Origin of the sequence: Rhodopirellula sp. UBA1907 (assembly GCF_002337565.1) — a bacterium.
Taxonomy (GTDB): Bacteria; Planctomycetota; Planctomycetia; order Pirellulales; family Pirellulaceae; genus Rhodopirellula; species Rhodopirellula europaea.
The window spans coordinates 1-13,156 of the sequence record NZ_DDGH01000007.1; the positions used below are offsets into that span (position 1 = coordinate 1).

Below are 13,156 nucleotides of genomic sequence, written 5' to 3' on the forward strand. Positions count from 1 at the left end.
GCATGGGATATGGCGCGCACTACCCTCCCCGGAATTCTCGCTGAACGCTCGCATTCTGACCCTCCCCAACTGCGTTCAGGAGGGTGATTTCAACCTTGCGAGCACGGCACTTCAAAACTGCACGACCTCCTTCGTCGGGAGAGGTGACACGCATGGGAGCCTTGTCTGCGCGTTGCTACGTCACGGCCTACGTGGATGGCGATCAACCTGTAGCTCGGTGGTCCCCACCGAGAAACTCATCATCGTCAACGCAGACATCACCACTTCAGTTGGGCATCGTCTTTCGTGAGCTTTCCGGGGCCGCGAATTTCTGAACCCGTGACCTTTTGAAGTTTGTCGCCGAGTTGTCGGCGATAGGCTTCCGCAGCGGCATGCAGTTGCTTGACGACTTCGGGGTGGGCTTCGATCACGTTGGTTGTTTCCGAAACATCGGCGTCCAAGTCGTACAGCTCCAGGCCGGATTTGGTCATCGCGTAGCCGTCGGGCATGCCGTCTTTTCCTGCTTTACGATCGCCAAGCGTTCGATAGGCGTGCGGGAAAACCAATTTGAAACGTTCGTTGCGAATCGTTTGGAGTTGCCCGCCGCCGTAGTAGCCGACGAAGGATTCGTGAGGTGATTTCGCGCCCGGAACATCCAACATCAAGTCCAGGATGGAGTGGCCATCGATCTTTTGCTCGGGAGCCTCGCCGCCGGTCAACTCGACAATCGTTGGCAGCACATCGATGGTGGAGCAAAACGTGTCGCAGGTGGTGCCAGCTGGAATGGTGTCGGGCCACCACATCACAGTTGGTTCGCGAACGCCGCCTTCCCACTGAGTGCCTTTGCCTTCGCGAAGGGGACCGGCACTGCCGGCGTGGTTGCCATAAGAAAGCCACGGTCCGTTGTCGCTGGTGAAGATCACGAGCGTGTTCTTTTGTTGGTCGATGGATTCAATCGCGGAAAGAATTTGGCCGACCGACCAATCGATTTCCATCATCACGTCGCCGAACAGCCCTGCCCCGCTCTTGCCACGAAAACGCTCGGAGACATACAGCGGGACGTGGACCATCGGATGAGGTAGATACAGCAAGAACGGCTTGTCGCTGGATCGATCTTCGATGAACTCGACACTGCGGCGTGTGAGTTCCACCGTCATCTGTTCTTGATCCGCTGGTTGGACGTTGTCGTTGACAATTCGAGGGGGCTGGCCCGCGACAGCTTCGATGATTGGCAGCGGTGGCCAGTTGCCTGGATCGTGGGGATCTTTCTGTTGACGACGGATGGTGTCGGGGTGCAACGGCCACATGTCGTTGCTGTAGGGAATGCCGTAGAACTGGTCAAATCCTTGGTTGGTTGGCAAAAATTTGGGGTGATGTCCCAGGTGCCATTTGCCATGGCATGCCGTTCGATAGCCCGCGGATCGGCAAACTTCGGCGAAGGTGGTTTCGGAGGGCGCGAGACCAATTTTGGCTTTCGGGCCGAGTGCTCCAGACAGTCCGAGGCGGCGGTGGTAGCAGCCGGTGAGAAGAGCCGAACGCGAGGCAGAACAGACAGCGGATGAAACGCTGAAATCGGTGAATTTGCGGCCTTCGCTGGCCATCCGTTCCAGGTTCGGCGTGGAGTAGCCTTGGGCACCAAAAGGGCCAATGTCGGCATAAGCCATGTCGTCCATGTAGATCACGACAATGTTGGGTCGTGATCCCGCGATATCTTCAGGGGCGGTGGCGGAGGCTGGAAGTGCGGTAAAAAAGGCAGGAAGGCATAAAGCCAGAAGGTGGGGGAGTCGCATGGGGTGGGTCAATCAGGGAGGAAGGTTCTTTGGGCAGCGCTGGCCCACCCTGTTTTACCATGAACGAAACCTCGAATGATCAAGGGACCCGATTCTCCGAGCGGAAGCTGCAGCGTTTGCAGGATGCGTTTGCCGGCTGGAACTTCGATCTTGTGTTCCGTGATCGTGGTGCCGTGCGCGTCGTGGTCTTTGGGCGAATCAGCGGGAGTCTGCGTAATCGCGGTCAGCGGTCTTTCAATCGCGACGATTAGGGTTCCCGCGATGGGGCTGGTCACCGCAATGCTTAGCGAACGAGCGGTCTCGCCGGCCAGGGCGTCTTCTTCCGATGGCTCGATGGACAGATCCAGCGGTTGGGGTGGATGCAATCGCAACGTGGGGTCGCCGAGAAGTTGATAGAGCGCCGCATGTTCGAGTCTTTCCTGCTGGAGATCCGTTCCAGCTGGCGAGATCATCGAGGCGAGGGTGTCGACCATGACTCGCATGGTGGATTGTTTTGCCTGTTGCTGGGATTGCAGACTGCGAGCGGCATGCAACATCGCATCGCCGATGCGATCGCAACCCGTATTCTGAGGACCACCCGAATACACCGATTGCAGCAGCCCCAAACCCATGCACGCATTTCCATAGGGCATCGACAAACGCGACGACGCGATCACCGCGATCGGGCCTCCGTCGGCGAGCATCATTCGTTCGGCCAAGCAGTCTCCCGGTGCGTCGTAGGCACCGGCGAAGCAAGCCAACAGGACGGCGATCGTGGCGCCATTGGGAGCACGTTTCAGTTGCGTTGCGTTTTGATTGTTGAGCAAGGATTCCACCGACCATTGTTCGCGGGCTGCCGGCGTCCCATCCGCCGCGGTTGTTTGCAGCAGTTCGAGGCGATCGATTTGGCCGTGGCCCGCGTACACCCAAAAGCGTGCACCCGTGCGATAGCGATTCAGGACCGCATCGGTGAACGATTTGCCGGGAGGACAAAACGGATGGTTGGGACTGGCATAGGCAATTTGTGGTTTCGCATCCGCTGGCAGAACCGTCGTGATCACTCCGCGAGTGACGGATTCGATGGCGGTGTCGACCATCGCCCCAAAGCCACCGACTCCGCCGGTCAATTGAAACGAGCGTCGCCAGAGTCCAAAGTCGTCGGAGTTTTCGTACGCTTCAATCCGCTGGACCACACTGGCCAATTGCTCGGCAGACTGAATCGGCAAACGGCCGATGGCAGCGTCGCTGACCCGGTCGCCGTCGCGATCACCATAAGGAAGATCGGTGGGCAGCGTGGACGTGGATCCGAATCGCGAGGTGATCGGAGCAGGAATCATCCAGGTGGGAATCTGGTGCGATTGATTGCGACGCGTGTCGAAATCGGGGGTGTCACCAATAAGAACGATGTAACGGGTGGCGGCTCCACCAGCATTCCAGATTTCTTGGTGCGTGAGCGTCGCCGTGTTCGCTGGTCGAACGGTCGCGATTCGAAGTCCTTCCTGGGATCTCATTTCGATCCAGGGTTGCAGGGCTGCGTCCAGTCCCGGTGAGGCGACCACGATGACATCCACGTCATCGGCCGAATTCGCAGTGGCGGGGAAGCAAACTGCCACCAGCGCTAGCAGAGCCAGCAAGCATGAGCCAAAAGAAAGGGGGCGACGATTCATTGCGATCCATCTCTTCGAAAGGTTTGGGGCGTCCAGCGACATCGTCGAATCAATCAAAACACAGCGTCGACTCGGGCAAAACACGGAACGTTCTGCTCCATCATGCATCATCGAGCGACTCATCGGAAGTTGAATCTTCCAGGCGGTGGCCCGCCAATTCGCCGCGGTAGCGGCAGGCTTCCAGAAACGATTCCAGCAAGACTTGTGCAGCAACGGCATCGACGCGTTGTTTGGTCTTTTTTCGTGTTGTTTTTCCCTGCCGAATTTTGGCATTGGCCGCGACAGTTGTGAAACGCTCATCGAACAGCCGCGTCGGCAGTCCGGTGTTTTCTTTCAACCAGGCCGCGAATTTTCGGCTTTCTTTGCTTTTGTCGCTTTCGCCACCGTCGCAGTGAATTGGAAGGCCAACGACCCAAGCAGCAATCCGTTCCGATTTCGCGAGGTCAATGAAATACTGGGCGTCCTTCTCGGGCGTGCTGACTGGATGGATTTCGAGCGGACTGGCCAGAATCCAGTCGGGATCGCAAATCGCGACGCCGATGCGAACGGTTCCGTAGTCGACCGATGCCAATCGTCCGGTCGCAGGGAATCCGTCGTCGGCAGTGGTGGTGGGAGTGGACATTCAGATGATGGGCGAAATGGAGTCGAATCAAAAAAGAATCACTCGCCGGTCGGTGATCCGTCCGGCGAGTGATTCGGTTGATTCTATCGTGTTCGCTCGAAACAGAGGACTCCAAGCAGTTGTCCGATGCTTCGAGCGAAATCCATTTCGGCGATGGTCACGATTTGTCAGAAGGCTTCCGCGTCGAGGGTCTCACGCATTGCCGCGGTCCCGAGTGCGCCCCACACTCCGTAAGGACTCTCAACACCGGGTTGGTCGATGTACGCCTCTTGGTTGCCCGATTCAATTGAGTCGGTGATGAAGCGAACCGCACCGTCTCCTAGCAGAATGTGGCAACCACCTTGGTGTCTGCTGGCCGCGGTATAGGTTCCCTCTCGGCCGTCCGTGTTATGGGACTGACAGCTTTCTTTGTTCGGTGGCCGAATGGTGTTGATCATCGTGTACATCCCCAGAGCACACATCCATCGATGCCCTCGGTTCCATTGATCGGCTCGGCCGTCCTGCAGTTCCGCGGTCGGCAAATAAAACTGAGGCCGCTGCGGGTCAATCGCGTTGGTGGTGCAAGCCGCGGTGGTCGGGTTGGTGAAAACAGCACCGTCACCGATGAAGACTGGTTGGCCGATGATTTCACGGTTTCCCGCGTCCGTGCAGATCTCGCCCATCATGATGGTGTTGGACAGTCCATCGAGGATGTCACGAAACGCGGTCGCTCGTCGGGTTTTGAAAACACCACGTAGGAACTGATCAGCTGCTTGTGGGTTGCCGGGCGTCCCGTTGTCGTTGATGCCACCGCGGTCGGTCCAGTTGATGCCATCGCCGATGCAAGCTGCGTAGTTGTTCATCCCAAACTGGCCAGCCGTTGGGACGGTCGGGTCACTCGGGCAGCGGAACGTTCCGACAGTGGTTCGCCATGGATCGTAGCCGGTGTCCCAAGGGGCGGGGCCCATCGCTGGGTAGGTGTTTCCATTGGTTGCAACAAACGGGTTGCTGATTTGTTCCCAAAAGGCTTGTTGTTCAATGAACGGAGTCATCGGAACGAGAACGCTAAGCATCAGGACGTTGTCGGGGCCACCAGCCACGTGCGCTGTGCCACCGCCGTGTTGAGGCAAGCGGTTATAAGCGGAATGGTAGTTGTGCAGCGCGAGGCCAAGCTGCTTCATGTTATTGCCGCACTGCATTCGACGTGCAGCTTCTCGGGCGGCCTGAACGGCTGGCAATAGCAGGCCAACAAGTACGCCAATGATGGCGATGACAACGAGCAACTCAACCAGAGTGAACCCGCGTCGGGAAACTTTGGAATTCATTAGGAACCCTCAAAAAGAAGAACGGAAGAGAAAAGTGGGGTGGGAATGTGTCGTAGCGATTCATTGCCCAAATTGCCGTGTTTTGGGCGGTAAATTATCGTAGGTGTTTTTGGTTTATTTCCGGTCTGCCATGCTCGGTTGTTGGTAGTGCTGTTCCTGCGCTTTGATTTCTTCTTCCGTCATCGGCGGTGGCGGATCAGTCGTCGTGATCGACGTATCAGGCCCGCAGCCGGCGAAAACAGCGAAAAAGGCGGCTGTGGCGAGAAAGTGAGAGAGGCGGTGCATCGCGATGAATCCTGTGAAGATGGATGGTTCTCTGGGGGGGAGATTGGGACGCCAAAGCTTTCGATCCGGTTGCCCGAAAAGCGAACCGTTTTCCCTTAATGGCATTTAGTGACTAAGTATCTTAATTTATCGATCGGTGAAAAGCGGTTCAATGTAAAAAAGCAAATTCACGATGTGTTTCAATGCGGATACGCAAAGCGAGAAACGAATGAAAAAGCACGTGAGGCCGTCTCAACGGGAAACGGCGAATGCCAAAACAACGCGAGGTGATTCGTTTAGCGAACGCCCTGCCCTGCCCTCGCGCCAAGCGCAACTGAAATGGCAGCATGGATTGGCGATCGTCTGCATCGCTTTGGCGGTCCTGGTCGGACGTCATTTCTGGCAACGTTCACGCGTCAACGAATTTCGCAACGCAGCACAGGTTGCGACGGAGAGTCAACGTTGGGGGCACTTAGCGTCGATATCCAAGATGTGGATGGAGTACCGACCTGGTGATCCCGAAGCACGTTTCGCTGCTGGATTGGCCGCGTACATGCGCGGTGATGAATCGACCGCTCGAGACTTGTTGGAGCCCATTGAGCCGGAGCTTCCGATGTTCGCCGAGCGTTCTGTTCTGATGGCGAAGATGACGTCAGATGCCGAGCACCTGCCAACCGTTCCGATCGAGTATTTGAAGCAAGCGATTGAGTCCAATCCAAGCTTGACTGAACACCGTCGTCTATTGCTTCGACAGTATGGTTTGACGTTTCAACAGCAAGCGATCGCACCGCTCGTCAACGACGCGGTTGCGAACGAAGCGGATACGCCAGCGATGTACGTCTACTTGTTGGCAAGTTCGATTGTGACGTATAGCGATGGAGAAACGTTCGCGAGCCAATGGGCAGAGCTGGCTGACGATCCCGAGCCCTACATGGTGATGGCGTATCGTCATGCGGCACAGGCAAAACGATTGAACGAAACGGGATTGGACACGACGCGAAAAGAGTTTGACGAGGAAACAGTTCGCTTGCATCAGCGACTGGATGATCTGTCCAAGCGATACCCAGAGAATACCGAACTGATTTTGGAGCAAGTTGAAGAAGCATCCAGCGAGGGCGATGCGGAAGGGATGCGACGTTGGTTGGCAAAAGTACGGGTATCCAGTGCCGACGATCCGAGGCCCTGGCATTGGAAAGGCGTGATGCATGTGATGAGGCAAGAATGGGAACAAGCCGAAGCGGCACTCCGCGAATCGATTCGGCGAGATCCATACGATTGGATCGGTTGTCATCAACTCGGAACCGTGTTGGCTCACCGGGGCGACGTCGACGCGTCCAAGCGATACCTCGAACTTGGTGCGCTCGGCAACCAGATTCGTCGCGAAATCACCGATCTGAAATCGATCGATCAATTGACTCCATCGCTTTTGCATCAAATGCATCGCTACGCCGAGTCGGCGGATCAAAAACTCATCGCCGATCGTTTGAAAACGCTGATCGAAAGAGGTGTCGAATGAGAATCGCAGCCACAACCTGCATTGCGATTGTGCTCGTGATGATCGGGTGTTCTCGCAATAAATCCTCGCAAGACCAAAGCACGGCAGTCGAATCGAGCGTCACCGTTGAGAAAGATGCTCGGCTATTCACCGACATCGCATCCGACATCAGTGACGAATCGACTGAGACCATTGGCGATCGCCGGATGCCGGACTTGGTGCCAGAGAATTTGACGCGATCATTATCGTTTCGAGACGCGGCAGACGAACTCGGATTGGCGTTCGAGTACCGCACCGGCCAACAAGCTGACCTGTGGATGCCGGAATCGATGGGTGGTGGGGTGGGTGTGCTCGATCATGACTTGGATGGGTTGCCGGATTTGGTTTTTTCGCAGGGAGGAAACCGGCGGCCGGGCGAGCTTGCCTCACAAGACTGTCTTTCGTTGTTTCGCAATCGCAGTGGGGAAGCCTTTGATGCGTCTCCGGAAGCCTTCGGCAATGCACGAGCGGATTACGGCCAGGGTGTCGCGGTTGGGGACTTCAACTCGGACGGCTTCGAAGACGTTTACCTGACAACGACTGGCACGAATCTCTTGTTTCAAAATTGCGGCGATGGCACGTTCGTGGACGTGACCGAACAAACGCTCGGTTCGGCTGAGGATCGCTGGAGCACGTCGGCTCAGTTCGCAGATTTGAATGGAGACGGTTTGCTTGATTTGTATGTTTGCAATTACTTGAAGTATGACATGGTCGCTGGGCCCATCTGCCGCGACACGAATGGGGAGGATCGTTTGTGCCGCCCTCAAGAATTCGCTTCGTGGGAGAACCAAGCCTTCATCAACCAAGGCGATGGATCATACCGTGATGAAGCAGAGATTCGCGGACTATCGGGACCCAATGGAAAGAGCCTGGGTGTCGCGATTGCAGATTTTGATCGTGACAATCGTCCCGACATCTACATCGCCAATGACACGACGGCAAACTTCCTTTTCCGTGGCGACGGACGTGGCAACTACTCAGAGGAAGCAGTGATTCGCGGTTGTGCAACCAACTTGCGAGGCGAATTCGAGGCGGGCATGGGAGTGGCGGTTTCGGATGTTGATCGGGATGGTTGGTTGGATGTGTTTTGTACGAACTACTTCAACGAATCAAACACGCTGTATCGAAATCTGGGGAATTCCGGATTTCAAGATGCGACGTCGTCGTTGGGGCTCAGTCTGCCGTCGTTCTCCGTCCTTGGTTTCGGAGCAACGTTTTGTGACTTTGATCACGATGGACGCGACGAGTTGTTTGTGACGAATGGTCACGTGGACAATCACCCGAGAAACCAGCTTCAGAAGATGCCGCCGCAACTGTTTGCTCTCTCGGGTGAGCAGTTTCAGGATGTCAGCCCACTACTCGGTTCGTTTTTCTCGGATGCCAAAATTGGTCGTGGTGTCGCCAAGCTCGACTTTGATATCGATGGTGACCTGGACCTGGTTGTGGTGCATCAAAATTCACCGACCGCATTGTTGGTCAATCAGTTTGACCATGCTCAAGGCCGTTGGTTGCAGGTCGGCTTCATCGGGACGGTATCATCGCGTCACGGGCAAGGCGTGACGGTGCTGGTGGAGCAGAATGGTCATCGCCAATATCGAGAAGTCACTGGCGGTGGCACCTATCTTTCAACCGATCAGAAGATTACGCACTTTGGTTTTGAGTCCGACACTCCGGTCCATTTGGAAGTCCGCTGGCCGAGCGGTCAGGTGGAACGATTTAGCGGCGTCCAGACGAATCAGGTGATGCAATTGATCGAGCCCGGATATCACGGTCCTTGACGCTCGATTCATTCAGCGGCAATGGAGCGACCGCTCGGGCGTTGGATAGGAGTTGTTCGGTCCAGCGGCGATCCAAGGAGTGGCGTTCCATCATCGGCAACTTTCATCGGTTGCAAGTGGAGTGCTCGGTTCCATCCAGGTTCGGGACCGACTTTCGCGTGAAAGATATGCCACCACTGTTTGCCGTCGAGTGATTGGACAAAGCATGAATGGCCGACACCGTAGACCGCTTCGGTACTTTCGAAGGCTGGTTCCGGCATCTTTTGCCACGCGCTTTCGGCCAATGGATCGTCCTTGACGAGTTCGAGTCGACCAAGTTTGTAAGTTGGTAGCCACGAAGCGCCGCAGGAATAAAGCAGCGACGTCTTTCCCTTCGCCTGGAAGATCTCGGGGCCTTCATTCAGCCCGCGTTGAGATGTTTCCGGCTCGACGCGTTCCCAAAGGTGGTCGTCGTTGTCGCAAATGAGAACCCGAGGTCCCGAAAGTTTGGTTGGTGAACTCATCGGTGCGATGTACAGGAATTGGTTGTCGCTGCCCGGTTTGTCCCAGCCTGACCAGATCCCGAAAAGTTTGTCGTTGTGTTGGAGGATGGTCATGTCGATCGCCCAAACGTTGGGTGATTGGCCGTCTTTGCCATCGCCGGTAGCCATCGGTCCGTGCAAGGTGTATTCACCCAGCGGATCGGACGTTTTGGATTCTAAGACGTACGTGAGGTGGTTCGCGTTGTCACCATCCGATGCGGCAAAGTAGACGTAGTACCGATCTCCGATCGCATGCAGTTCGGGTGCCCAGACTTCTTTTGAATAAGGTCCTTCGTCAGGGGCTTTCCAAACGAGGTGTCGCTTGCCGAGTGTGGTGAGATCATCGCTTTCGAAAATGAGGATGCCGCGATCGTTGTCCGATTTGCACCACAGATAGCGAGGTTTGTGCGGATCTCGAATGACCCAAGGGTCGGCCCCCTTCGCGATTGGATTGTGGAAAATTTGGCTTTCGCCATCAGTCGAAGAATCCTGGGCGTCGGCTTTCGCCGCGGGTAGGAGGCCAAGAATACACGTCAAAATCAAGGTCGCTGCCAGTTGCACACGCCATCCGCCATCAGCACTCATCGATATTTCCGCTTGAACAAGAACCAGACAATGTCTCAATCAGAGCGTGTGTGACGCAAAGATTGGTTGTCATCCTAGTCCAGTGGGCTGGGCGGAGACAACAGAGCGCGAAATTTGGCGGAATCGCGGAGGCCGAGAATCAGCTATTTCATCAACACGCGGCGCAGGAAACCGTGCTGTTGATGAGCGGAGCCGAGGCACCAAGTTTCTTGGATGTCAAAGTGACGGAACGTTTTGTCGGCTTCTTCGAAGAGTTTTCGTAGTCGAGCTCGAGTGATTTCCTGTTTTTCGAGAATGTCGTCGTCGACCTCGTGAGGCTCCTGGATCGATGCCAGGTTTCGTTTGGATTGCTCAGCATCCTCCGCGGTGGTTTTGGTTCTTCGAGCGACCACGGCGGTAATGTCTTCGCCACCACTCTCGTGAGACCAAAACCAAATCGATACCGGGGAGATCAACAGCATCGTTGTCTTGGATGCACCCGCGTCGACCAGTGCGAGCGTCGGTTGCTTACTGGAGGAGGTCGCACTGAATGATTCGTCTTCGCTGGAATCGTCCGATGTTTCCTCGCCGGTCTTCGATTTCTTCTTTGCCGATTTGTCGGCTGGCGGTGCGAGTAGCTCGGAGAACTCGTGAGCCGCGAAGTTGGCCAGCGCGATGGGAGACGGAACCAAGCCATCCAGTTTCAATCCACCGATGCCAAGTAGATCGACACGTCGGCTGACGGTGAGCTTTGTTGCAGCGGCCATCACGACGGGACGCCCGACCGTGTTGCCTTTTTGCAAAGGCGCAATCCAAGTGATCAAAGCCAGATCCTCGGATGAAATCGGAATTCGGGTTTTGACTTCGGTTTCAATCAGGCGTTCCGCGTCTTTGTCTTTGACTGGCGGCAACTCGCAGAACCGAGCGATGCCCTCGCATGCGGGCAAATTCGCGTAGACCTTTGAGTCGGAGACGTCGACTTCTTCCATCAGTCGCGTGATGGCTTCGGGGATTAATTCGGTCGCCGATTTTGATCCACCGCGGCAAGTTGGATTCTTCAGTTCCACACGATGGGCGGCTTCGACGATCGGCTGGTCAGAGCCTTTTTCGACTCGCATCTTGATCGCATGGATTCCCGATGCACCAACGTCGATGCCCCAAACCGCTTTGCTTTTACCCAGTCCGAGTTTTGACATCACGCCTTTTTTCGGCAGCAGATTGCCACTGATGCGGCTGAGTCCGAGTGCGTGCAATGCCAATCCGATGGCTTCCGCGAAAGGTGCGAACGATGGCGGGCGTTCAGCCAATTCGTCGAGGTTCAACGATTGGGGGTTGGCGAGAATGCCAACTCGTCCACCAATCCAGCTTTCTGGCTTGATTCGCCACGGGGACAGTCCATCTCTCGCGGTCGCGCGTTTTGACTTCACCGCTTTGGCGAGTTGTTTGACGCAATCGGCAGCCTTTCCGTCGGAAGGGAACTCCTTCGCATAACGCATGGCCAGTCGGCCGAGGGCGTTGGTCGCGTAAGGTTCCACATCGAATTGTTTCGAAAGCCAACAAGCCAATTCGCTGCGACGGGAGAGGGCCGCGAACTGATCGTTGTGGCATATCGTCGGAAGCGAATTCAGGGCGTTGCGAGCCATCTGATATTCCTGTCGAGCGCACAGTTTCTCAGCACGACGCAGTAGCTTGTCACCAACTTGTCGAGAAAGCTGTTGATACTTTTGATTGTCGGGTTGCAGTTCCAACAGTTGTTGCAGAAGTCCAGCGACTTGCGAGTAGCTCTTCTCGGCCAGTCCTTGTTGCAGTTCGCTATGCAGTGTTTTCAGTTGATCGAGGTGAACCTGACTGCTTTGAAGGATGCAGCGGGACTCCTCGTCAAGCAAGTTTTCAGGGACCTGAGCCAGTAGTTTGACCGCGTTCGAAAGATCGTTTTGTGAGTGAGCATCTTTTGCCGCGGCGATGCGCTGGCTGGCTTGTGTGTGGACCTTTTCCTGCAGGTTCTCGACTTTTCCTTTCGCCGCAACGGCTTGTTCTCGAATGCCCTGAAAACGATAGTCATCGCTCTTCGCCAAAAGATTGAGCAAACCCAAGGCACGGTCGTAGTTGTGGCTTTTCGCAGCGGTCACGGCATCGGAGAGCTTGGTCCTTTGTTCCTCAATTCGTTTCTCCAACCACGCGTTCAGGTCTTGCCCGCAACCGACACAAAACTTTTGAGTCAGGCTTACCAAGCCGCCACACTGAACGCATTTTTCGTGCAGGAAATGCCCGCACCCGCCACAGAATTGAGCTTCGGGAGCGTTCGAGTGTTTGCACGCGCCGCACGCTAGCGTTGCGGAGGTGGAAGAAGAAACGGACATCGTTTTGAACCCAAGCCAGGCATCATTGAAACCAATCGCTTGAGCTTAGTGATGCCTCGCTACTCGGGAAGGCTTCGAAACGAGGGTTCACCAACCTCACACCGAATGTTTATCGTTTCTTCACTTTGGGGATGGCGGGCGACCGCAGTCGTGCGACGAATGAGTCTTGGAGTTGGTGAGTAGTGACGCCAAGAGACGACGGCGTTTCCATCGGGAACAGAGAGCCCATGAACCGTGTCAATCTGTATTCGAAGGTGTTGCTTCAGGACTTGAATAGGCTTCCAACCCATTTTGAGCTGTTTCGTCAGACTGTTCGTGGGCTGGACCACGCAAGTGAACGACCAGCACTTGTGTGATGACTTTCTCACGACTGTTTCGCTCCAAGCCTGTCAGCACGAAACTCTTGCCTGGAGACAGCTTGAACTCCGAGGCAATCTTCTTGACCGCGGTTCGTCGGGCAATGTCCTGCCCCGGTGCGAGAGTTTCCAGCGAGGACGCGTATTGGAAAGTGTAGCTTTCCTGGTCACCGGGCCGGACCAGCAGATTGAGTTTGAACGTGGTGTCGCCCATCGTGGTCGATTGATGCACGCGACTTCCCGGCGTGACACTTATTTCATGGTGCACCATCAAACGCGCAGCTTTGCAGTCGCCAAGCTCGGTGAGAACTTTGTCGGAGTTCTTGATCGAACTTGAGCTCGCCAGTTCGGGGTCCTGTGTCGAATCGAGTTCAAACCACTGAATCGTCACCCGATTCTGTTCGGCTGATAAACAGGGGGCCGCGAGCCCGAACAATA

The 13,156-nt window shown here is 55.7% G+C and carries 10 protein-coding genes; 2 read left to right on the forward strand and 8 right to left on the reverse strand.

Annotation, left to right across the window (positions count from 1 at the left end; all coding sequences use genetic code 11):
* Window positions 1-257 precede the first annotated feature (257 nt).
* From B2R17_RS02535 to B2R17_RS02555, 5 genes are all read right to left on the reverse strand, one after another.
* Window positions 258-1,769 carry a sulfatase family protein gene (locus B2R17_RS02535; protein ID WP_286762717.1) on the reverse strand — a complete coding sequence of 504 codons (1,512 nt, stop codon included), beginning with the start codon at window positions 1,767-1,769 and terminating at the stop codon, window positions 258-260.
* Between the two features lie 8 nt (window positions 1,770-1,777).
* Window positions 1,778-3,415 (reverse strand): C25 family cysteine peptidase, encoded by a 1,638-nt coding sequence (locus tag B2R17_RS02540; RefSeq protein ID WP_286762718.1) that lies wholly within the window; start codon window positions 3,413-3,415, stop codon window positions 1,778-1,780.
* A 100-nt stretch (window positions 3,416-3,515) separates the two neighbouring features.
* On the reverse strand, window positions 3,516-4,037 hold the full coding sequence (ruvX, locus tag B2R17_RS02545; RefSeq protein ID WP_008667965.1) for a Holliday junction resolvase RuvX: 522 nt from the start codon (window positions 4,035-4,037) through the stop codon (window positions 3,516-3,518).
* 167 nt (window positions 4,038-4,204) lie between these two features.
* The gene (locus B2R17_RS02550) at window positions 4,205-5,341 is read right to left on the reverse strand and encodes a DUF1559 domain-containing protein (RefSeq protein ID WP_008667966.1); all 1,137 of its coding nucleotides are present in this window, start codon (window positions 5,339-5,341) and stop codon (window positions 4,205-4,207) included.
* A gap of 114 nt (window positions 5,342-5,455) precedes the next feature.
* Window positions 5,456-5,626 (reverse strand): hypothetical protein, encoded by a 171-nt coding sequence (locus B2R17_RS02555; protein ID WP_008667967.1) that lies wholly within the window; start codon window positions 5,624-5,626, stop codon window positions 5,456-5,458.
* A gap of 220 nt (window positions 5,627-5,846) precedes the next feature.
* Between B2R17_RS02555 and B2R17_RS02560 the strand changes: the two genes are divergently transcribed.
* Together B2R17_RS02560 and B2R17_RS02565 are read left to right on the forward strand one after the other, a co-directional pair.
* Entirely contained in the window at window positions 5,847-7,121 is a 1,275-nt protein-coding gene (locus tag B2R17_RS02560; RefSeq protein WP_286762719.1) for a tetratricopeptide repeat protein, read from the forward strand.
* Complete coding sequence (locus tag B2R17_RS02565) at window positions 7,118-8,917, forward strand: CRTAC1 family protein (RefSeq protein ID WP_286762720.1); 1,800 nt, start codon at window positions 7,118-7,120, stop codon at window positions 8,915-8,917. The genes B2R17_RS02560 and B2R17_RS02565 overlap by 4 nt, the downstream gene beginning before the upstream one ends.
* An 8-nt stretch (window positions 8,918-8,925) precedes the next feature.
* Here B2R17_RS02565 and B2R17_RS02570 read toward each other — a convergent pair whose 3' ends face one another.
* The 3 genes from B2R17_RS02570 to B2R17_RS02580 form a co-directional block, all read right to left on the reverse strand.
* The gene (locus B2R17_RS02570; protein WP_286762721.1) at window positions 8,926-10,023 is read right to left on the reverse strand and encodes a glycoside hydrolase family 43 protein; all 1,098 of its coding nucleotides are present in this window, start codon (window positions 10,021-10,023) and stop codon (window positions 8,926-8,928) included.
* 143 nt (window positions 10,024-10,166) lie between these two features.
* A complete protein-coding gene (pilM, locus tag B2R17_RS02575) occupies window positions 10,167-12,362 on the reverse strand; it encodes a pilus assembly protein PilM (RefSeq protein WP_286762722.1) in 2,196 nt (731 codons plus the stop codon).
* 237 nt (window positions 12,363-12,599) lie between these two features.
* Complete coding sequence (locus B2R17_RS02580; protein WP_286762723.1) at window positions 12,600-13,154, reverse strand: hypothetical protein; 555 nt, start codon at window positions 13,152-13,154, stop codon at window positions 12,600-12,602.
* Window positions 13,155-13,156 lie beyond the last annotated feature (2 nt).